Annotated in this window: 16 protein-coding genes; 11 read left to right on the top strand and 5 right to left on the bottom strand. The window is 56.6% G+C overall.

The features are described from left to right. Positions 1–292 precede the first annotated feature (292 nt). Positions 293–781: a hypothetical protein gene (locus FH08_RS0146075; RefSeq protein WP_235210722.1), complete on the top strand. Its 489-nt coding sequence runs from the start codon at positions 293–295 to the stop codon at positions 779–781. A 565-nt stretch (positions 782–1,346) separates the two neighbouring features. On the opposite strand, the gene FH08_RS0146065 is transcribed toward FH08_RS0146075, so the two are convergent. Further along, positions 1,347–2,207 (bottom strand): oxidoreductase, encoded by an 861-nt coding sequence (locus tag FH08_RS0146065; protein ID WP_031364839.1) that lies wholly within the window; start codon positions 2,205–2,207, stop codon positions 1,347–1,349. Positions 2,208–2,295: 88 nt separating this feature from the next. On the opposite strand from FH08_RS0146065, the gene FH08_RS0146060 reads away from it, so the two are divergent. The 4 genes from FH08_RS0146060 (at position 2,296) to FH08_RS0146035 (ending at position 9,798) form a co-directional block, all read left to right on the top strand. Then, positions 2,296–2,739 carry a winged helix-turn-helix transcriptional regulator gene (locus FH08_RS0146060; protein ID WP_031364838.1) on the top strand — a complete coding sequence of 148 codons (444 nt, stop codon included), beginning with the start codon at positions 2,296–2,298 and terminating at the stop codon, positions 2,737–2,739. 3,287 nt (positions 2,740–6,026) lie between these two features. After that, positions 6,027–7,265, top strand: a complete 1,239-nt coding sequence (locus FH08_RS0146045) for a ParA family protein (protein WP_081889836.1) — start codon at positions 6,027–6,029, stop codon at positions 7,263–7,265. 110 nt (positions 7,266–7,375) lie between these two features. Beyond that, positions 7,376–8,254, top strand: coding sequence for a ParB/RepB/Spo0J family partition protein (locus FH08_RS49155; protein WP_235210721.1), 879 nt, complete (start codon positions 7,376–7,378; stop codon positions 8,252–8,254). 248 nt (positions 8,255–8,502) lie between these two features. Beyond that, complete coding sequence (locus tag FH08_RS0146035) at positions 8,503–9,798, top strand: replication protein O (protein WP_235210720.1); 1,296 nt, start codon at positions 8,503–8,505, stop codon at positions 9,796–9,798. Between the two features lie 1,029 nt (positions 9,799–10,827). Here FH08_RS0146035 and FH08_RS0146025 read toward each other — a convergent pair. Next, positions 10,828–11,601 carry an alpha/beta fold hydrolase gene (locus tag FH08_RS0146025; RefSeq protein WP_051889027.1) on the bottom strand — a complete coding sequence of 258 codons (774 nt, stop codon included), beginning with the start codon at positions 11,599–11,601 and terminating at the stop codon, positions 10,828–10,830. Positions 11,602–12,025: 424 nt separating this feature from the next. On the opposite strand from FH08_RS0146025, the gene FH08_RS0146020 reads away from it, so the two are divergent. The 5 genes from FH08_RS0146020 (at position 12,026) to FH08_RS0146000 (ending at position 14,347) form a co-directional block, all read left to right on the top strand. Next, positions 12,026–12,388 (top strand): hypothetical protein, encoded by a 363-nt coding sequence (locus tag FH08_RS0146020; RefSeq protein ID WP_031364832.1) that lies wholly within the window; start codon positions 12,026–12,028, stop codon positions 12,386–12,388. Positions 12,389–12,396: 8 nt separating this feature from the next. Beyond that, positions 12,397–12,666 carry a DUF1488 family protein gene (locus tag FH08_RS49150; RefSeq protein ID WP_035569007.1) on the top strand — a complete coding sequence of 90 codons (270 nt, stop codon included), beginning with the start codon at positions 12,397–12,399 and terminating at the stop codon, positions 12,664–12,666. Between the two features lie 44 nt (positions 12,667–12,710). Further along, positions 12,711–12,935: a hypothetical protein gene (locus FH08_RS53915; protein WP_031364830.1), complete on the top strand. Its 225-nt coding sequence runs from the start codon at positions 12,711–12,713 to the stop codon at positions 12,933–12,935. A 487-nt stretch (positions 12,936–13,422) separates the two neighbouring features. Further along, positions 13,423–13,851 carry an antitoxin Xre/MbcA/ParS toxin-binding domain-containing protein gene (locus tag FH08_RS0146005; protein WP_031364829.1) on the top strand — a complete coding sequence of 143 codons (429 nt, stop codon included), beginning with the start codon at positions 13,423–13,425 and terminating at the stop codon, positions 13,849–13,851. A gap of 34 nt (positions 13,852–13,885) precedes the next feature. Continuing rightward, positions 13,886–14,347: an RES family NAD+ phosphorylase gene (locus FH08_RS0146000; RefSeq protein ID WP_031364828.1), complete on the top strand. Its 462-nt coding sequence runs from the start codon at positions 13,886–13,888 to the stop codon at positions 14,345–14,347. A 111-nt stretch (positions 14,348–14,458) separates the two neighbouring features. Here the strand turns inward: FH08_RS0146000 and FH08_RS0145995 are convergent, their stop codons facing one another. Further along, positions 14,459–14,650, bottom strand: coding sequence for a hypothetical protein (locus FH08_RS0145995; RefSeq protein WP_031364827.1), 192 nt, complete (start codon positions 14,648–14,650; stop codon positions 14,459–14,461). A gap of 1,119 nt (positions 14,651–15,769) precedes the next feature. Between FH08_RS0145995 and FH08_RS54105 the strand changes: the two genes are divergently transcribed. After that, on the top strand, positions 15,770–15,976 hold the full coding sequence (locus FH08_RS54105; protein ID WP_031364826.1) for an ATP-binding cassette domain-containing protein: 207 nt from the start codon (positions 15,770–15,772) through the stop codon (positions 15,974–15,976). 811 nt (positions 15,977–16,787) lie between these two features. Here FH08_RS54105 and FH08_RS0145985 read toward each other — a convergent pair. Continuing rightward, positions 16,788–17,867 carry a GGDEF domain-containing protein gene (locus tag FH08_RS0145985; RefSeq protein WP_035568927.1) on the bottom strand — a complete coding sequence of 360 codons (1,080 nt, stop codon included), beginning with the start codon at positions 17,865–17,867 and terminating at the stop codon, positions 16,788–16,790. Positions 17,868–18,725: 858 nt separating this feature from the next. Continuing rightward, positions 18,726–20,639, bottom strand: a complete 1,914-nt coding sequence (locus FH08_RS49145; protein WP_035568924.1) for an AAA family ATPase — start codon at positions 20,637–20,639, stop codon at positions 18,726–18,728. Positions 20,640–20,680 lie beyond the last annotated feature (41 nt).

Below are 20,680 nucleotides of genomic sequence, written 5' to 3'. Positions count from 1 at the left end.
CCGGAACTGACGCGAAACATCGGACTCGCGACCCGCTTTCAAGCCTCTCGCAGACGCCTGAAAGGCTGCTCGCAGTCCTTTCGCATCGGCTGACCGCTGGCCCTATTGAGCTAAAATGCGGCTAGCAATAAGGTGTCTAGCTCACGCTTGGTTAGAGCAGTGGACTCATCATCGCCATTCAAAGCACGTGCCGGTTCGACTCTGGCCTCGGGCACCAACGACGACCTGTGGCTCGCTCAGGCATCGACAGCAGGCTGTCGCGGTTTTTTCTGAACGTTGCTTCGATACGCGCATGACAGGCACAAAGCGAAAACCCTCCCGCCCGGATGCCATCCGAAAACCGCTGAGCAAGTCGGCGCTTTTGCCGATGCCTGCGCCATCAGCACGGGAGTTGTCGCTCGCCCATCATCTTGCATTGGCTGCCTGCCGCGGCGACCGCGCGAATCGGCATCAGATCAACGAACTGGTCCGTTCGGTGTACATGGCCTACTTTCTTCAGCGCATGGGCTTTGGTGATATGCCGTTTGAGTGTTACGAACATGCAGAGGCGGCGTTCGAGAACGCCCTCGCCGTCGCAGCGAAAAGCGCCCGGTGGATGATCAGCGAGCAGGACGCACCCGTGATCGAACGCTTGTTGGCGCTGCACGACCAGCAACTGAGCGAAGCACCGATGCACCGAGTGATGGAGGCTAAAAAACAACTACGTCAATTCATCGCCGGCACAAGCGTATCACCGCTGGTCCCCCCAAATCGGATTAACGGTCGGTCTTCCTTCCAATGACCGCGTTCACTTTTTAGCCATGCCGCCCACCAAACGTTTCAGATCTTGCGCCCGCCTCCTGCTGAAGACGCGTCCCAAGCGTGGGGCGCTGGTGCGTTACGGCGACCGAATTGCGGAGGTGCTCGGTGAGGCACGGGGCGAGCGCGTCATGATCCGTTCGCTTCACGCCGATGGTATCGAGCGACGCAGCGCGGTGAAGTGGAAAAATCTAAGGTTGCTCGACGATCAATTGTTCTAGCGTGAGGCCGTCGGTATCAAGCCGAGCTCATTGCCACCGCCTGCGACCCGCGCAGGCCCGCGAGAGTTAAGCAAGCAACAACAAAACCTTTAACGAGAGCGGAACGGGCGGACGATGGTTCGGCGTTCCTCGCCGAGAAGAACATAACGCCGATGCCGACATACAGAGCAGCCCCGCGCCGACCGATCAGTCCGACCGGATATGAAAACTCGACACCCACCTTGACGGAAAGAAACTCGGCGCAAGCATCCAGGCGAATCCCAAAGCGAAGAAAACGGGTGCAGACAGGATTGCAAGATTGCGGAAGTTGACGTTCATGGCGATCTTTTATTTTTGCGGGACCGGACTGCCAGACCGCGACGCCGGTATCGTGTCGAGCCGCAGGTCCTTCCGAAGTGCGGCATCCACCATGCCCGCCGGCGCGAATCTGCGCAGCAATTGCAGACGACTCGCGAGCGCGCCGGCTGGGTACCGGAGTTTCGGACGAGCCGCAACTGCAGCCTTCAGCACGACCTCCGCCACGACGCGGGGCTCCGTGGCGGTTGCCATTACCTCATTGACACGGTTGCTGACGACCGCACGAGCCTCGCGGTATGCATCGAGCTTGGCATCGGGTTCCAGAAAATTCGCGTCGAACGGCGTCTTCGTGTAAGCCGGCTCAATGACTGAGACACGGATGCCCCAGGTGCGAAGTTCATGGTCGAGCGATTCGGAATACCCTTCAATTGCATGCTTCGTTGCGGCATAGAGCGCTCCGAACGGCATCGGCACGAAACCGAGCACCGAGCCGATGTTGACAATGCGACCACTGCGCTGATGTCGCATGTGGGGCACGACGGCGCGAGTCATCCGGACGACTCCAAAGAAGTTCGTGTCGAAGATCGATCGGGCCTGCTCGATCGAGCTTTCTTCGGCTCCGGCTGGAGCGACACCAAAACCAGCGTTATTCACCAGCACGTCGATGCGACCCGCCTGTCGTATGACTTCGTTGACCACGGCGGCGACGGATTCATCGCTGGTGACGTCGAGAGTCAGCATCTCGAAGGATCGCGGGCCGGTGAGGGCCGCCCGTCTGCTGGTGCCGAAGACCGTATAACCTGCGTCGGCGAGCCGCTGTGCGGTGGCTTGCCCAATGCCTGAAGATGCCCCCGTAACAAGGGCCACACCCAAATTCCTTCTGTCGACCATTCGAAGCTCCATGTAACGGGATTGCAGTCACTATCAAATTGAAATCGACTATACTGGCAAATCGAGAGCATGTCACTATCAAAACAGTATGGACGACAAGAATTTTTGCGATGAGCCGTGTCCGATCGCGCGCAGCCTAGGTGTCGCGGGCGACGCGTGGAGCATCCTTATCCTGCGCGACGCCCATGCCGGTCTCACGCGCTTTGACCAGTTCCGCAAAAGTTTGGGCATTGCACCGACCATGCTGACCCGGCGACTGGCAACGCTGACAGAGGAGGGACTACTAGAAAAACGCCGCTACTCTGAGCGCCCGCCGCGCGAGGAGTACCTTCTGACGGCTGCCGGGCGAGACTTCCTGCCGGTGCTCTTCATGATCGGTGCATGGGGGCGGCAATACCGTGGCGACGGCAAGCTGGTTCGCTTCCTCGATGCGGAAACAGGAACTGAGATCAGGGCGGTGGCGGTCGACGAGGTCACGGGAGCGAGGATCGGGACTCGTCCGATACGCGTTGTCGACCCGGGCAAAGACTGACGCTACGATAATTGTGCTGCCTCGCTTCGTTACGTAAGTCAGCCGAACGCCTGAGCGCTTCGATTTCTGATGGATCCCGCCGTAGACCGAATTAAAAGTGTCACCGACCGGACCTCGAAGCATCGGGCCGAGGCGCCGCTGAGGTGACACTTTTGCTTGCAGTCGGAACGACGTAAAACTGTCACTTCGCATAAGTCCGTATTAACTTTGTCACTTCGCATCGTGCTTAGTGCCTTTTGCCGTAACCCTATGATTTTGCGGATGATTCTCGATCTCGACCGGCGGATGCCCGTCACCCGTGCCTGCCGCATGGGCGCGCGCTTGGTAGGCTTCTTGCTTAACCGTAGAGGGCCGAGGAGTAGCGTTATGAGACTGCAATTAAGGAGATACCGTTAGGAATGCGACATAAATTCAATCTAATCCAGAGCGATGCCTTGCATCAGATATGATTGAACTCGAAGCAAGGGGTTCTATCCAGTGACCGAGGTATATTCAACCTGTGAATTCGGTCGCAGGGAGCGGGTCAACTACCGGAGCTGAACCGCTTACGCAGCAAGGGATGCGGGCCGACACGGAGGTTCTAGCGAGCGCCTCGGCCATGCCCTTTTGGTACACCGATGGCAGTACAATTCATCGCATCCTTTCGTACCGGAGGCGGTCCCACCTGCTATGCCGCCACACCGCTGCACCGCGGCCATAGATCAGGATTACGTATCATAAAATCATAAAGAAAGAGTACGATCTTCATGCTTTCCCTAGGCTTGCTTTTGCGCTCCGCAGCGCAGGAAGGCGACCCAAGCGGATTCCACGGTGACACGCTCGCGGACCGGCGGCAGTGACGATTTTCCTTCGCTCGCGCCAAGTCATTGAACCGGCGCGTTTTTTTTGCGAAAGTGACTGACCAACGCGCGAAGTGACAGTTTTATTGCCGAAGTTGTGACACTTTTACTGCGGTCTACGGGTATTGCCGACAGTGCGCGGCACATGGCTACCACAGTGTGCTGTATCAACTCAACGATGAAGACCGTTGTCCTGCGCATCGGCAATCGCTCGAAACGCGATGCCTGCACTGTGGGGAAGAGACGCCCTACATCGTCAACACCAGCCTCGTCGAAGCACCGTTCCGATGCGTCTCGTGCCACTCGCACTTCAGCTACGGGCGCCTTTCGCTACTTTCGACAACCCCGGCAATGCGCAGGCGGGACCGCGCTGCCATCAGTCATCGATTGCGTGTTCGCTCGGACGACAATATGGACGTCCCTCGTCCTGAGCAACGTCCACGGTCGCCGGCTGACGACTTACGCGCCATGAGGCGGTGACACTTTTGATTCGCGTCCGACAACCTGTTGAATTCTCTTGGTTTTTCTCGCCGCCGGTGCTGCATTTAGGCGAGTTGACAGATTTACTAGCGAACTTGTGACAGATTTATTTCGGTCTACGCCTATGTACCTGTCGGGTCCGGAGGATACCGCACCGGACGTACCTCGTTGGTGCGAGGCAGCGCCGGTATGACAGTGGCAGCGCCCTGCTTCTGCATAAGAGTCATGGACGGCGACTAGCCGCCATATTCCGCATATTGGTGTGCGGCTGCACCGGAGCTCCAACGTCCGGGCGACTAGATGCGTGATGCCGGGCAGTGTGCTGATGCCCGGTTGAGGCTGCCATCCCTGCGCTAGTGCAGCTAGTGTGGCGACCAATCAAAATGACATCGCGGTATTGCAGCGCGCCGGCAGAAACTCGTCGCGCAACATCGCCGGTGCGATGACAACGGCCTGTTCCATGAATCTCAGGCTCATCTTTTTTCTTCGGTTCTGATTTGCGTTTCCCGGAAACCGCTCACGAGGCGGTCGCGGTAGCGAGCGTACCGGAGATTCCTCATGATGCCGTGCACCATTCGACGACCGCATGACGCGGGACAGCGAGAGAAACGGCGTTTGATTTCGTAACGTAGTGGTTGATACGCTTTCAGACTCAATTGATACAAGCGTCCTGGAAGATCGATGAATTGACGTCGGTGATCGAAGAAAATCCCCGTTAAAACGCGCCGAGGCCCGAAATGTTTCCTTGAACCGTGAAACATTTCGGCTTTTAATGCCCTTATTCCTTACTGGATATGGCTTTGCGGCCACCCAAGTTAGATGTTAATTGTTTCACGGACCTGACGCGCACTGCGGATCTCCCTCGCACAAAGTCCTGCCGGGTGATCGAGCGAAAGTCGACGACGCCACGCGCTTCGATACTGGGAGCGGACGCACTGTTGCGCACACCTCAATGAATCCTGACGGCGACCAAGGGCCGCAGCCCAAATGGCCGGAGACCGGTCGCTCCGTTCTGCTGGTCGGCGGTCTACTGAACATTACGCCCATAATGTCTAGTAGTTTCACACTGACCTGGCGATAAAACACGTAAATCAGCGTGGTCCGGTCGCCTCGATTGCCCCCACGCGAGAATCCGGTCGGCAAACTGTTGATGCAATTATCAGACAACGCCGTCCCGCCAAAAACCGGTCTGAACATGCTTAAAACCACGCTAGAGCGAATTCAAACCATCAGCCAGCGTGCGCGTTCGGCGAACGCACGCGCAAAATCTCGTACATCGCCGCCAAGTGTCGCTCCCCTACTCCATCCGTCCGCACGCATTGACTCGTGAGCCTGGGAACGGATAGGCCGAGTTGCCGGCAGACTGCGGACAAATACGGTTTCGAGTCGCCGAGGGTGCATGCCCGCGCGGCCGCCGCAATCGCTGCATCCCCTACGCGTTCACGTAGCCAGTTCAATACGCTGCGGTCGCGCTCATTTTGCACCCGTATCCACTGTTCCATGGTTTCCTCGCAGGCTGTATGTTTATACAGTACTCGAATTCCGCGGCTCTCTGATGACAAGTAGTAGGCCTTTTCCGCCGCCGAACGTTGAAAACTCGGTTGTCGCGGTTGCCCTGGCGGGAGACCGTTAGTTGCGTCGTTTAGTAATACAACGCATTGTTATTACGTGCCGATGCGGGTTTCCCACTCGTGTCCATAGAGCGATCCGGCTCAACCGTCCATGTGATACGAAAGCCCGTCGCTCAAGACGCTTCCGAAACCTCACCTGTTACCTCAATTAATGCGTGGAGAGCCAGTGGTTCCGTACTTCTTGCGCCCTTCACCAACTGCAAAGTTAACTTGCGAATGGTCAGTTTACTGAGTACGCTTTCGGAAATTAAACGCTCAGCGTGTTTTTTTTCGTTGAGCGTTCACTAAATCTTCCAGCGAATAACTTTTGGCTGACTAGTTTGACACGGAGTTGAGAATGACGACTGCTGCTCGAGCACGTGCGGAGAAGCCGATTGTATCGATTAAACCTCAAGTAAAACACGTGCCCAAACGCATGCCATTGTCTGCGATAAAAGCCATCGCGGACAATGCTAGCGGCATGTTGGTCGACGTCCGCGAGAGCATGCTTGCCCCGCACCCTAGAAAGAATCCGCCTGTCTTCACAACTGCCCAAGTTGGGACTCTTTGCAGAATCGACCGGCAACGAGCTAATTATTTTCTCCGCGCGGAATCCGAACTCCCGCAGGGCACCTTGCATGGAAGCGGTCGTAGCCGGGAGTTTTCGCTGGCCGAGGCACGTGTCTGGATTGATAAGGTTGCGCCGTTTACAAAACGACCGACCGGAGTTAAAGGGAAAAAAATTGCGATCGGAAACTTCAAAGGTGGTGTGAGCAAGACTACTACCGCGATGACTCTTGCGCAGGGACTTTCCCTTTTTGGGCGTCGAGTTCTAATTATCGACTTGGATCCGCAGGCCTCGCTGTCTGCACTGAACGGGATCCTTGCAGATAGTGAAGTGTCCGATGAACAGACGGTCCTGCCACTCATCTATGGCGACGCCAATAATTTGGAATACGCGGTTCAGTCGACTTACTGGGACGGCATTGACCTAATTCCAGCAAGCGCGGCGTTATTTGGTGCGGAATTTTTCCTTCCATTTAAGCAATCCAAGGATTCTTCGTTCCAGTTCTGGGATGTGCTCAATAAAGGAATGGAATCTTTGTTGGATACCTACGACGTGATCATTATCGACACGCCCCCAGCTTTGTCCTACATGACCATAAATGCGTTCATGGCTGCGGACGGCTTGATTGTGCCTACGCCGCCAAGCGCGCTGGACTACGCATCTTCAACACAATTTTGGAGTTTGCTGTCCGATCTGTCCGAGAGCATGAAGCAGGTTGCCCCTCACTTAGATAAGAGCTTTGACTTCATTCATGTCCTTCTTGCGAAAGTGGATCACAGCCAAGCTGCGACCCACATCGTTAGGGAATGGATAAACAAAACCTACGAAGGTCTGGTTCTGCCGGTTGAAATCCCGACTACAACGGTGACACAAAGCGCGGCAGCTGAGTTCGGCACGGTCTATGACATTTCGAGATATGAAGGAAGTCTGAAGACGTATCAGCGCGCCCGGGAGGCGTATGACCGTCTGGCTGAGCTGATTGACCAAGAATTGGTTGCGTTGTGGCTATCAGATGCGGAGGCCGCATGAGCATTAAGGATAGGTTGGCATCCAAATCTGCCACGATTGGATCGAGTCCAAGAGTTCCCAAGACACCCGATGATGGACCGGCCCGTCCAAAGACGGCGCCTGGCCAGCTCATGTCATCGCTACCCTTCCTCGCAGAGAAGGAACGTGAACTAAGCGTAATGGCTCAAGAGAATGACGCGTTGCGCGAACAATTGCGGAACGGGGGTGTTAGCGAAGTGGCCCTATCAGAACTGCACGAAGTTGAAGGACGTCGGCGCAGATTGACAGTCGAACAGTATTCAGAACTTCGAGAAAACCTCCGCCAAAACGCACTCGTGCAAGCCATCACAGTTCGCGCAAGGGATTCGGGCGGGTACGAAATTGTTTCTGGTCACAACCGTGTCGCGATTTTCCGTGAATTGGGCAGAGAGCGCATCCCAGCTGTCTTCTTCAAGGAACCGGATGACACAGCAACCGAAGCGAGCGCGCTGTACGCCAATCTTTTTCAGCCCGATCTCACCGATTATGAAAAGTATTTGGGGTTTAAAAAGTTGCTGGAACAAACCGGAAAGCAACAGAAAGAATTGGCTCGCGAGTCCGGAGCGGACGAAGGTTCAGTCTCCCGCTGGATGTCGTTTGGCGACCTCCCTATAGAAGCGCTTGCGGTCATCGAAACAAAGCCTTCGTGTATAGGTGGAAAGGCAGCGATGGCGCTAGCCTCCCTCTCGCGGGAAGGAAAATCCGACGCAGTAGTGCAAGCGATCAAAGCCCTCGTTGGGGGGAGCATTACTCAAGATGCGGCGGTTCGACTAGCAAAGGAAACCAAGGTTGTGTCGGCCAAACCGGCCCGAGCAGCGCCGGTGACATTTCGCCAGGGCGCGAAGGTTTATTGCAAAGTAGTCGGGGCAAAAGAGACGATTCGAATCGACTTTCATTCCGAGGAGGCGCGAGTTGCCGCCGAAGAAGCAATTCACGCTGTGTTAGCAAATTTTTCAGGCACTAAACGATAGTCTCACGGTGAGACTCATTTCAAATCAACCACTTACGGTTTAGACCAAGAGAATCGAGATGATTTAACCGATCTGAAAAAACAAAAGCCTTCGGTTGGCGCCGAAGGCTTCTGAATATTGGGCTTGCTGTTGCTCACCCTGCTGCTTCACTTCCCCGACGGCAAATCGGGTAAGGACTCACATCTCGAAGTGTAGCGGATAGCGATCGGCAGTCAAGCGTTTGTCCTCCATTTTTTGTAAATGGACGCATGACTATGCTTATCGCGCAACGCTTCGTTGCTGGCGAGGGTGACGATCGACCTTCCCCGCTCGAAATAGACTCTCCAAACCTCGACAATGAAGCGTTCGAGGACTTCGCGTGTGACCGCTCCAACCTGCCCTGGATAGTCTTCCGGGCAGCGCACCGCGCAAATCACATTGCAGCCATCCCTTCACGCTCACGCGCCCTCCTCGCGGCACTCGCCCGTACCGTCGACGCTCAAAAGCCGTACGCCGCTATCTTCGCCCGTCGAGAACTCCTCACCGGTCGCGCACTGCAGTCCATGCGCACGTTCTACCGCAGTCTTGATGATCTCGCCGAAGTCGGCCTCATCGTGCGAGCCCCCCAGAAACGCCATGGTGATGCTGGGCTCTTCGGACGTGCCTATATTCATCTCACGGAAAAAGCAGCCGAGCTGCTGGGATTCGTCGAAGAGAAAAATCCACCGACCTCGGCAGAAACATCGAAATCCACAAGCGAAAGTCCAACGAATTCAGAAACTGACGCCCAACAGGATCCTTTGCTCATCCGCCCGTCTGCCACCGTGGCAGACGGAGGTATATATAAGGATCTATTCCCTAAGAATCAAAAGAGACAACCAGGCACGCTCCCGCCGGACCTTCAACGTCTGCTGAACTTGGGTTTTCATAAATTTTTAGTTTTCAAACTCATGCGGGAAGCAAAGCAGCACGGCAAGCTTTTGACAGAAGTGGTCGAAGTCACCTGGGAACACCTAAGCGCGGCGAAACGCCCCATCAGCTATCTCCGGTCCCTGCTTCGATCGCCGGTTGATTTTGGTCACCAACTTCGCTCCCATCACGCAAAGATTCACGAACGACTCACGCGATTGAATGAGATCAAAGCCGTTGACGATCTCGCAGCACGCCACGCTGGACAAGTCTTTTTCGACGAAGCCATCAACCGGCGCTTTGAGATTTCTGCGGATGGCAGCGAGATCGCCATTCGCGATTGTCGTGAGCCCCGCGCTCGTGTGTCGGCAGCCGGTTGGAAACAGGATTTTGCTGCAGCACTTAGAGCCGATCGCCTGGTAAGCGCTTCACCCTCACGCGACGCTGCCTTTGCCGAGAAATGCACGTCTGTACTTACGGTCGCCAGCGTGAGCGGTCGCGCAGAGAGCGATCCGAAGGATGGTGTTAGATTCAACATCAAACCGGCCCCGGCAGTTGCTATTTCTGCACGCCTCGCGGACATGAAACAGCTCCTTCGGGCCACATGCGCTGGCGTTCGAAAAGATGTGGCCGCGCAACCTAATGCCGCGTACTGATGGCTGGTCGCATAGTCTCGGGAAGTAACCCTGGAGCGGGTTGCTGCGCCCGTCCGCCATCGAGAAAGTTTTCAATATCCGCCCGCCGTTGGTCCACAGACTAGAGGAGACGACAGAGGCGACGGGCGAGCGAGAAACCATACTCACGCGAGCACACCGCACCTACAGGAGACACCGTAGCCGTGCGGTCTGATCATAGTTATAGAGGTCGGTCGAAAGAGACGTGACGTGCACTTCGCTATCTAAGGATGCCGATCTCTCATTCCTGGGCTGGACCATTGATTTTCAGGCGACCAAATACGGTTTGACTATTTGATATCCGTTAAAAAACTTAGGCCGCTGGGAGACGATCGTAAGCCACGCTGAGGAAAGAAACACGGAGGAGGGGAATGTCCCGAGTCCCGCGGGCGAGCTCAACCTCGAAAGCCTGACGCGTTTACTACCGCCCAGCGCTATCGACAAGACAAACGTGACTATCAATGCCGTTACCGCAATCAGAAGTAAGTCGGTTCCGCATGCGACTAGCGATCGAGCGGTAGGTAATAATTTAGTAATACTAAAAATTGGCAGGAAGACGCTATCTGCAACGGGATGCAGTCTTGTCAAGGCACAGCGCTTCAAGAATGAGGCGCTGATAGTGGCACAGCGCCTTGCGCGCGCCGAAGCAGAACTCAGTCGGACAGGGCCGCCGCGCTTAAACGATCAGAATGAGCCGCCGTTCGAGGTCATGCTCAGGTTGCTCGCCTTGGATTGCAAACGAATGTCGCCGACGGCTAACTCGAGATTGGTGTCGCCAATGTTTGGCAGGATGGCATTGATCACGCCCCGATGTTTCTGAAGTTCAGCTGAATAGATTGGGCTTTCTGTTCTGAGGCAAGCTTGTAACGCCGCCGGCGTGTGTTGTGCATAGGAAAGGACTAGATGGCCTGGGAAGCTGGGCGAGGTCGAGTCGGCGAGAGCGGAGGGTGCTCATTGATCTGGAGTTGTAATGCCGTGCGCATACAGTTTCTGATACCGCCAGGCGAACAGCTAATCTGCATTTCTGGTGCTGGCTTCCAGTCCCTGTTCAACGACGGAGCGGACTATCTCGGCGAACTCGTCGGGTGCTTCGACGCACGACGTATGGCCCGTCTCAAGCACCCCAAGTCTCGAGCCCGGAATGCCGTCGCTCAGGCTTTGCGCATGGGACAAGGTGCGAGCTGGGTCACGATTTCCATGGACCACCGCAGTGGGAAGGGATGATAGTTCGCTGAGCATGCTTGTAAGATCAGTCTGTTGCAAACTGCGCAGGCTCTGGACGGTCGCTTCAGCAGTAATGCGGCGTGGATACGTCATAAACGAGTCCACCAGCTCGGTGGGGCAGACGCTTCCAAGCGAGCGTTCGGTCATGGCTTTCCACAGCGGCGGCCCCCATGTCTGAAGGACCCGCTCGATGACTGAGTCGACATCACCATGTCCTTTTGTGTTAGCTCCGCTATTGCTCAGCACGAGACCAACCACGTTTCTTTTCGTCGAGCGTAAATCGATTGCAGCGGCGAGCGCCGCGATCGGTGTGCCCACCGAATGCCCTATCAACACGGTTGGTCCGAGCTCTCTTAATAGAATGGCTACACGCGCTGCAACCGACTGAAGGTCGTGCGGACCGGCACCCTCAAGCCAGCCCACGCCGACCGCTCGAAGTTTAACGATTCTAGTGACGGGCGCGATGGCGTTTGGCGGAATGAGGGCGCCGGGCAAGAAGACGAGGCTCGGTCGGTTTTTGGGTCCATGACTGAGATGGAACGTGACTAAAGCCTGCGTCATATATCTCCGTGTGTGTTGTTGTTCGATATGAGCAGAGGAGTGTCTTCGCAATGCGGACGCAGGCGGTTTCACGATTTTTAAAATGATACGCCGAACGCTTTTTTGAAGCGTCCCGGTTGCCGCGTGGGCAATCAGAGCACTTCAGTTGGCGGGGCGCGTCATTGAAACAGTCATTTGCCACTTTTGCTTCGACAAGTTGGCATCCATATGAATAAACTTGCACGCTGTCTTTCCTATGGCGTCGTGCCGAATCGCTGGTTTCGCGTTATCTGCAGCACTTCTGGTCCGACGAATTGTCGTGGGATGTTAAGCGACGTGGCTCATGAAAAGCCGCTTCGATGCAACGTATAAGTGATCACCAGTAGCCGAATAAGCGCCAAATCTTGGATTGGTGCCTTTCGGGTTTTACTATAAAAGTGGACGTATGAAAATTCGTGAAATGAGCCTCTTGCCCGACGCCCGCGCTGACCTCCTGTGTTATCTCGTCGCCACGGCGGCGGCGACCTACGCTCTAACCAGTGACTGGCGCGTGCAACACGTGGTGATCTCCTGCCGGACGTGGCTTTCCCGCAACCGGGTAAGTCTGCCGTGGCTTGATCGAGTCCGCCTTGGACAGTTAGCGTTGCAAATTGCACGGCGCGATCTGCGCGCCGTGGGCATTGCATTAAAACAAGCCGACGTTCAGGATCTCTTCACGGGCGACATGAAGTTGAACCCGGCCAGTACGGTTGTTCAACGGATGCTTCAGGTATGTCGCCATGCGCTGGAGGATTACCGGTTCGCATGAGAATGGCAATGAACGTAACCAATTCGACAGAAGCTACCGTCGTTGACGGCGGACTCGCGGTCGCCTTCGAACTCATCGCGGCGGGTCGCATCGTGAAATGCACGGTTTCACGCGAATCACTACAAGACCACTTTTGGCTTCAACCGGGTGCGGACGATGCACGCATGCTCAAAATCTTCAATGACGGACGCCGGCGCATAGTAGCTGTCGCTGAACGCAAGGCGCGCCGGCTGGCGACAGCATCTATTATGCTGAAGGCGGCGGACTTTCAGCGGTAGGCGAGAAACAGAGGACCCGCGGCAATGCAATCCACAATCCAAACATGAAAGCGGAGAATTCAAATCCTCGCGAGGCTGCGGCGCTGGCAAGAGTGGCCGAGGCAGCCCGCGAAGTGCAGGCAGCGTCTGCTGCCATAGAGGCGCGCTTCACCGCCATAGGCGAGCGACAAGCTTCCGCCCTGGAGCTTGCGCGTCTAACTGCCGCCGTCCAGGAGCTCGAAGATGCTCGATTGGCTTTGGCGGTCGTCATAGACGACAGCAAGAGGTGAGTGCGAAGGGCACCCGCTGTTTGCCGAGACAGGGTGCAAAACGAGCGCTGTCGGGGACGAACCAACGGCGCGGTCAAACAACCTGTTACAGCCTTAATCGTCCTCGTCACACGCCCGTGCTTGTCCAAATTAAGCCTAAAGCACTGGTTATCCGAAACGGATCATCGCCATACGCGATGCCTGCTGTACCAACTGCGGGCAAAAAAAAGCCCGCTCATGATGGCGGGCACAATCCATATCAGTGGAGACATGGAGGAGACGAACTAAGTATAAACCCTTACTGTTTGCTGTGCAACCAAACTCTCGCTGGCGGTGAAACAGTTCTCCCCGGGCAACAAGCACTGAGCGTCTGATCGTCAGGCGTTGTTGCCAAAATACCGGACTTCATACGAATAAGTGTCGCGAAAGTTGCTTCGCCGTTGATGGCAACCGCTCCGGTATCATTTGATCTATGATGCAGGATCAAATGATTTTTTGGAGATATGCCGTGATTCTCGTCTCCCCAGAGAAAATCGCCGCCGTGATGGCGCTCACCCCCGTGCCGCACTCGGTCGCAGAACTCGACGATCGCGTTCGCGAAGGCTTGCCTAAATCCGCGCTGCGCGAAGGGGTTGAGCACGCGACGCGCAGTCCTGAAGAACGCAAGGCGTTGCTCGCGCGCATCGTGCCAGAAGCGACTTTCAAGCGTCGGCGCGAGCGGCTGAGTCCAGACGAGTCGGAGAAGACTGAGCGGCTCGCACGTATCTTTGCGACAGCCAACTACGTATGGGACGACGAAGACGACGCTCGCGCGTTTTTGAACACGATGCATCCGTTGCTCGATGGTCGCACGCCGCTCGACGTGGCGATGACGGAACTTGGCGCGCGGCGGGTCGAAGAGCTGCTTTGGAAATTGTTCTATGGGGTGCCGGCGTGAGCTCTTGCATGACAGCAGTTGAGGCGCTGGCCTGATGCAGATTTATAGAATGGCGGATAGCCGGCATCCGGTGTGGGGCGGCACCGGGGCGATGCTGGTCGGGGGCCGTTTTAATAGTCCCGGTCGTCCGGTTATTTATGGTGCACTGAGCTTTGCAGGCGCCATGCTCGAAGTGCTGGTGCACGCTCGTATTGGCAAGGTGCCGCGTCATCACGTGTGGGTGCAAGCTGAGGTTCCCAATTCCGTTGTGATCGAGCGGATTGATGTGGATGATCTGCTCAGGGCCTGGGATGGCCCGGACCCGAAGATCGCCCGAGCAGTAGGTGATCGCTGGATAGAGGAGGGCAGAACCGCGGTGTTGATTGTTCCATCAGTGGTCGCGCGCGCTGAATTCAATGCATTGGTCAATCCGGCGCATCCTGATGCGAAGCACTTGTCGATCACAGAGCCGCAACCAGTGGTATGGGATGAGCTTCTTTTTACGAAACCCCAATAACTTTCATGATTGTCGATGGGCGTGTGATTCACCACAATTAAACGACCTTCGGATGAGCCGACGGAACCACGTGGACTGCAAGCGCCGAAACGCCGAACCCGCAGAGTCCGATTACAGCAGGTCCAGTTGCTCCGGGGGTGCGCCCGAGGTCTTCTGCGGAACTTCGGAGGTAGCTGAGGCGCGATCTCGCTCACTATCCGCTTTGAAGGGGATCGGGCGACCCGTCGCAACATAAAACCAGTCCGCCGACAACACATCGGCTGCGAATAAAACGCCAGGTGCAAATTCGATAAGTCGAGTCATGGGCTTCTTTGCATGGCGGACCGTTTGCGGGTGCGCTTGAAATAGTTTGGCCGGTGTCGAAGTGGTGGCGGACGGTCGGCAGTTTCGACAATATGCAATCAACGCCCCGGCGAAACGATCTCGATACGCATAATAAAAACGGTCCATTGCTTTGAGGCTACCTGGTGCAACAGACGAATTAGACTAACACGGTCCATGCTCCGTATAAGCCGCACGCGCGGACGACCTCGGGAATCCAACACCTTGAGCAATGTGCTGGGCAGGTCACCTATCGGCAACGAAAGCGCAATTTCTCGATTCACGGAACGGTAGCGGGAAAATGCGCGTTCGGTGCAACGGGCGGAAGAACTCGCTCGCTATTTTGTCCGAGACTACCTTCAGCTGCGCCTTGAACGCACCCCCCAATTAACCTACCGCGCAGCCTCTGCCACGAAGGCATGAAGCTGGGCAATCGGTTAGCACGCGTCGAACTGAATTGAGACGTTTGCAAGCCACTCCGAGCGGGCTATCAGAGCAGCGCTCGTTTCGATGTAATGCTCAAGCTGAGTGCAATGACGTGCAAGCGCAAACAGTCAGGACCCAACTCGATGTTCGCAAATCAGATGTTCGGCGCAACGGCTTGCCAGCTCATCGGGTGTCTCGCATAAGCAATTGGGAGGGTAGTGGCTGCGCTCGCAGGCACGCTCACGTGGCTAGGGCTAGGGGTGCCTCGATCCATGCCTTTCGACGCTGGATTCAGTCCCCGCGCCTCTCGCCTTGCAGCTTAGGCTGGCGATATGGATGTCGAAGCCGACACGAGCACGACTCGATACCCTACCCATCATCCTGATCTCTTTCGTCACCGTCGCTTCGAAACGCCGGTGGGTGGACGGGCAGGCGGTAGAAAAATAAGATCAAAAACCGCGACATGGGAGATGCGTAACACATTCTTGCGCGGTCATGGCGCCGCAAAGCTATACGATTTCGGCGAGCTTTCCGGTTTTTACGCGATGGCATGCCATTCTCAAAGGTAATCGAACTCTGCCCCGATAAGCCTAGAGACAATGCTGATAGCGTTTTCGCACGGCGCGGGGGTTCGAAACAGGTGCCGCTCGTGTACGTAACCCACTTCGAAACGCAATGCTGGAGCGATTCGCGCCTAGGGAAATGAGTCTGGAAGTCACTCGGGGAACGGTTCACTTGATAGTCGGTGAAAATGGCGCCAGTAAGTCGACGCTGATGAAGCTGCTGGCCGGCGTTGCGTGGGCTGAGCAGACGACGGCATCGACGCCGGCGGGCCAGTTGGCGAGCCAAGTGTCGAATGTCATCCAGACCCTCGGCGCCTGAAGCACCAATTGCCACGAAGTGGGGCATCCATCAGCGGTCCCGCGCCCTCAAGACGGGCCGGCCGTTTTCAAGCCGTGAAGCCGTTTTATAGTAAGTGATGGGTCGTCGACAACTTATGCAACTAACTGTCTGACCCTCTGGCATCCATTAAGTCGAACCCACTGCGGGCCGGTCACGGAGTCGACAGCCTGAAAGTGCGCCAGTTGAATCAAACATAGTCAGCCACGCAATACCCGGCGCATTGCCTTAACGGTTGGCAGATGGTTCCCTCCGTCGCCACCACTGCATCAGGTCTTTCTTACGGATGCATCCGAGTGCAACGGCGACACCAGCGCTTCTGACCATTGAAATGGCTCTGATTTGATTGACAACTCCCTCCCTTGGGCACAAGTACCGTCCTCGAGTAGCCCGCGTGTTAGCTCTCGCAAAGAGCATCGGCTGATGTAGGGGAGAAGAAAGCGGCAGCCTCATAAAACCGAGCTCTCTCAAGCCCTTGTGATCTCGAAAATGTCCGCGTGATACACCAGCGTTGCCAACGCTACACCACCCTCGGGAAATTCCACGGCATGGTGGAAAAAGGAACTGTCCGCGCTTGACGCGGAAGATCGGCGACAAACAGTTCGTGGGTCGCGCTTAGATGTGAACCAGTCAAGACTCCGAGCAACGGATTGCCTGACCAAGCAAAGGCACTCTCTCCGCTTGGCCTTGTAGTACCAGGTAACCGCGGCATTACGGGGGCAAGCACCGGGCCATCGTGCAAGCATTTCTCTAGATTGTCATGATTGATCGATGGTTCGATAGCGGGAGAAACTTACCTTTTTGCGAAATGATTCTCGTCGCTGAAAACGGTGCACCCCGCGCCGAGCGTTTTCGCCCGGTACATGGCGTGGTCCGCAGCGCCCAACAGCGCTGCAATGTCCGTGGGGGCGGATACCATGCAGGCGCCGATACTTGCAGACACCTTCACTGTTTGACCCTGTATCGATGTCATGTCGGCGAGCGCCGAATGAACAGCGTCAGCAATTGCGAGCACGGCGTTTTTGTCTTGTATATCGCGAGCGAGCACAACAAATTCATCGCCGCCCAGTCGGGCGACAGTATCGACCCTGCGCATACGTGATTTGAGTAGACCCGCGAATGTCTGAAGCAGCACGTCACCCACTGCATGACCATAGCTATCGTTGACCTCCTTAAAGCCGTCGAGGTCGATCAACATGAGCGCAGATGTCGAAGAAGTCGACGTTGCCAAGATGGCTTGTTCGAGCCTTTTGTTCAACGCGAAGCGGTTACATAGGCCCGTAAGAGGATCGGTGCCGGCCTGGTGAGTGAGTTGTTCGATGACACGGCTGACGCGCTCGCCCAGCAAACCTAAGTAAAATGAAGTCACCAATACGCTGAGTGCGAGTCCCAATGCCACTGACCAGTTCTCGATCCACCAAGGACTCAGCAGAGCCAGAACGAGTATGCCGCTGACCGCGGAGGCACAGGACAATGTCAACGTCGATTTGCCGAACCGGCATGCCGAGTCGATCAGAAACCAAAACACTGCCCCCATCATTGGAAGGGTAAGCGGTGCGGCGGCAAGTATCCCTACGACCAGTGCCTGGTCGAGGAGAGTGGTAATGGCGAGTCGAGCACGCAATGGCCGATTTACCAGGTCAACGGCGAGCCAGCTGGCCGTGGCATAGGCAACGTAGAGCAGGGCCACGAGAAATGCATCAATGGTTTGCACCGGTCGAATCGTGCCTGCGCACATCGGCCAGGTGACGAGGACCACGGTACCCAGCGTCACGCGTCGAGTTGCCTGTTGCCTCTCCAACTCGCGATACGAATAGCGGCCAAATTGAAACGGTCCATGCACGTGCTCGCTCGTTTGATGCGCGCCGAACATCCTTGATTTTGTCTTCGAGATTCTCATAGATCCTTGCTCTTCTCTATTGCGACACCGGAACGCGCGAATGCGCAGCAGCACGGAATGCCGATGTGGCCAACCGCTACAGAGCGGGGGCGCTTGCAACTGGGCAGACAGCGGTTGATTCAATTCTGCGGTGGCAAGCGTTCGTTGCAAGTCAGCCGCGCGCTGCCAGCGTTCCGGTATCCATAAATCAACGAGTTGGAGCCTGGCGTGGCAGGTGGGAGAGGCAGCAAAACAATTCGATGCCTATTATTTGGACGGACTCTCGGTGGCTCAAATGCACAGTCGCGCTCCCGTAAATCGGGTATGCGAGCATTCGGCTTAAAGAGGCGGGTTGAGAATGTGCACAAGGACTTGCGGCGCGAAGCCACAGGGCGCGACGATCAATAATATGGTGCCGGGGGCGAAATCAGCTTCGGTGTTGAAAAGCTCGAACGCCACCGATAGCGACCGCGGCCGCCCTCCGTATGTGACACAGAAGTGATCGCACCTTTGGCACCAGCGAGTGGAAATCCAACACTGGGTAAGAACGAATGGCAGAGTCGTCTGCCGGGTGCTCGCCGTCGTCTAAACTATTAGAATCGCGCTCGCATCGACTGTAAGACGAAGCAACGCACTTTCTCCGATCGCGTCGCGGTGTCGGCAAGCACTGAGCAGATCTCTATAAAATCGCTCGGGTCACTGTGCGGATTGCCGACGCCGCGGTCCGGTGCATTGACTGTCCATTCCACCACCAACCCCAGCACCGACTACCGTGATTCGAATGACTGCTCGTCCGGAAGTAGCCCGTGCTCCGAATCAGGCCCGGACGGGCAAGAGAATACTCAGACATGGCTATTTATTATCGAACGTACTACGCAACGCAGAGCGCATATCGACCACCGTGATTGTCTTGGTACCTTCACGCAAATGCCTGAGCGCCGCACTATCGATCGCACGTTGTAGCACAGAGTCTGCGTCAGCTATCGAGCATCCCAAAAGTTCCGACACGAGGTATTCCGTTGTATGGCGCGACACCCCAAATGCGCGGCCTGCGAGCAACCGGAGTTTCGTGCGTACATACGTCGCGAGCGCCTCATCGCTTGGAACATCGAAGCGAATTTTTTGCTCGAATCTGCCGCCTCGAATCGCGGCGCTGTCGAGTGAATCCGGGTGATTCGTCGCGGCGATGTACAGCACGTCCCGCACGCGACCATCAGCGCCGTCGATGGCGGTGAGGACCTTGTTAGCCACTGCGCTCACACCTGACATCCGTCGATCGGCAAGCACGTCATCTGCCTCGTCGATAAATGCGATAACCGGTCTAAGACTTTTTGCATCTCGAATAAGTTCGTCCCATGATGAAGGATTGGAGAGCAGTTCCGCCCCTGTTGTTTTCAGAAATGCGTAACCGCTGGCTGCCGCGAGAGACATTGCGGCTTGCGTCTTGCCTGTACCTGGCGGCCCGTAAAAGAGCAGGCCTCGTGGCAGGTCTCCACCCAGCTTTTCGAGGTTGAAAACGTGCTGAAGTTTGAACGCAAGATCGTGCAGATCTTGACGAGATGCGTCAGGCATGATGATTTCCTCGATCGTCTTGACCTTCTCCGGCAGGTGCCCCCTCGATCCCTGGATGCGACGCATGGCCTGCATGGCAATTTCGAACGAAACGACCCCACTGAATGCGCCTGCGCGCCGCATGTCGGCAAGCTGAGGTCCAAAGGCCATCAGACGCGCCGCACTGAACCCTTCCCAGCGGGCCGCGAGACTCCTGAGCACAGGCGCGCCGAGCGTGTTGGGTCCGAGCGCCTGGAAGACAGTACGGGAAAGCAGCGCTTCACGTGCCGGCGCGTCTGGCGGGGGCACCTCGATCTTGAAGTCGAAGCGACCCTCGCGCACAGCGGCGCCGTCGAGCCAGTCGAGATCGTTGGTGGCCGCGACCAGGATAATCCGGGTGCCGCGCAGGCGGACGATCTCGGTGAGCATGGTGTTCGTCAGATCGCGATCCATGTGGTGTGAGACATGCCTCGACTTGATGAACCCGTCGACCTCGTCAATCAGGAGAACAGCCTGGCCTAACCGGGTGGCCTGCGCGAAGGCCGCCTTCACGCGCTCAGGCGTTTCATTGACCCACTTCGAGGCGATATCCTGGTAGGAGATCGAGAAGAAGGGGATTCGCAACTCGCCGGCGAGTGCTTCAGCAAGCATCGTTTTACCATTGCCGGGTTCGCCGGAGAGCAGGATGCCGTTTCTCGCCTGCGCGGGGTTGGCGAGGATGTCGCGCGCCGCATTGAGCAGCCGGTTCTTTGTGTCAGCCATGCCCGTGATCGCGTCAAAGGCGAACCGGGCGCGCAGTACACGCTCGTCCAGGGAATACGCCCGCTGGGGCGTCGCTTGACCAGGTGCGTGCGGCGCCCCTGAGCGTGGGGCGGGCTGTTGTACGGACGGCTGGGAGGGTTGTCTGGTCTTGCCGTACCCATTCCTGGCAAGCAATGCCAGCCACAGTACGATTCCGGCGCTGAGCAGACCTGCACCCAGCACAGAATACTGACCGATCGCAAGCACCAGCATCGCAACGGTCCCGGTTATCATCAGCCAGCGGGCCGCGCGAACGTAATGGTGGAGTACGAGCGCCAGGCCGGCGCAGACCAGCATCGCTAGCAGCCAGTACCGGTCATGGAGGTGAAGAAGCGACCTGATGCCGGCACCCGCGAGGGTGCCGGTCAGGATCGGAGGGAGCAGGCGGGCTGTGAATACGATGACATCCTTCATGGTTGATTCTCCGTGCAGGCGAGGGGGCAATGGCAAAGGGA

It is taken from the genome of Caballeronia sordidicola (genome assembly GCF_000729995.1).
Classification (GTDB): domain Bacteria; phylum Pseudomonadota; class Gammaproteobacteria; order Burkholderiales; family Burkholderiaceae; genus Caballeronia; species Caballeronia sordidicola_A.
This window is presented reverse-complemented; position numbering and strand designations above follow the sequence as displayed.

What these genes read in the sequence shown, in the direction of transcription:
- FH08_RS0145995 (WP_031364827.1), bottom strand. Translation starts at nt 14,650, where the DNA reads ATGACTCGACTTATCGAATTTGCACCTGGCGTTTTATTCGCAGCCGAT.
- FH08_RS49155 (WP_235210721.1), top strand. Translation starts at nt 7,376, where the DNA reads ATGTCATCGCTACCCTTCCTCGCAGAGAAGGAACGTGAACTAAGCGTA.
- FH08_RS0146065 (WP_031364839.1), bottom strand. Translation starts at nt 2,207, where the DNA reads ATGGTCGACAGAAGGAATTTGGGTGTGGCCCTTGTTACGGGGGCATCT.
- FH08_RS0146035 (WP_235210720.1), top strand. Translation starts at nt 8,503, where the DNA reads ATGACTATGCTTATCGCGCAACGCTTCGTTGCTGGCGAGGGTGACGAT.
- FH08_RS0146060 (WP_031364838.1), top strand. Translation starts at nt 2,296, where the DNA reads ATGGACGACAAGAATTTTTGCGATGAGCCGTGTCCGATCGCGCGCAGC.
- FH08_RS0145985 (WP_035568927.1), bottom strand. Translation starts at nt 17,867, where the DNA reads ATGTTCGGCGCGCATCAAACGAGCGAGCACGTGCATGGACCGTTTCAA.
- FH08_RS49150 (WP_035569007.1), top strand. Translation starts at nt 12,397, where the DNA reads ATGAACGTAACCAATTCGACAGAAGCTACCGTCGTTGACGGCGGACTC.
- FH08_RS0146020 (WP_031364832.1), top strand. Translation starts at nt 12,026, where the DNA reads ATGAAAATTCGTGAAATGAGCCTCTTGCCCGACGCCCGCGCTGACCTC.
- FH08_RS0146025 (WP_051889027.1), bottom strand. Translation starts at nt 11,601, where the DNA reads ATGACGCAGGCTTTAGTCACGTTCCATCTCAGTCATGGACCCAAAAAC.
- FH08_RS0146075 (WP_235210722.1), top strand. Translation starts at nt 293, where the DNA reads ATGACAGGCACAAAGCGAAAACCCTCCCGCCCGGATGCCATCCGAAAA.
- FH08_RS0146045 (WP_081889836.1), top strand. Translation starts at nt 6,027, where the DNA reads ATGACGACTGCTGCTCGAGCACGTGCGGAGAAGCCGATTGTATCGATT.
- FH08_RS53915 (WP_031364830.1), top strand. Translation starts at nt 12,711, where the DNA reads ATGAAAGCGGAGAATTCAAATCCTCGCGAGGCTGCGGCGCTGGCAAGA.
- FH08_RS0146000 (WP_031364828.1), top strand. Translation starts at nt 13,886, where the DNA reads ATGCAGATTTATAGAATGGCGGATAGCCGGCATCCGGTGTGGGGCGGC.
- FH08_RS49145 (WP_035568924.1), bottom strand. Translation starts at nt 20,639, where the DNA reads ATGAAGGATGTCATCGTATTCACAGCCCGCCTGCTCCCTCCGATCCTG.
- FH08_RS54105 (WP_031364826.1), top strand. Translation starts at nt 15,770, where the DNA reads ATGCTGGAGCGATTCGCGCCTAGGGAAATGAGTCTGGAAGTCACTCGG.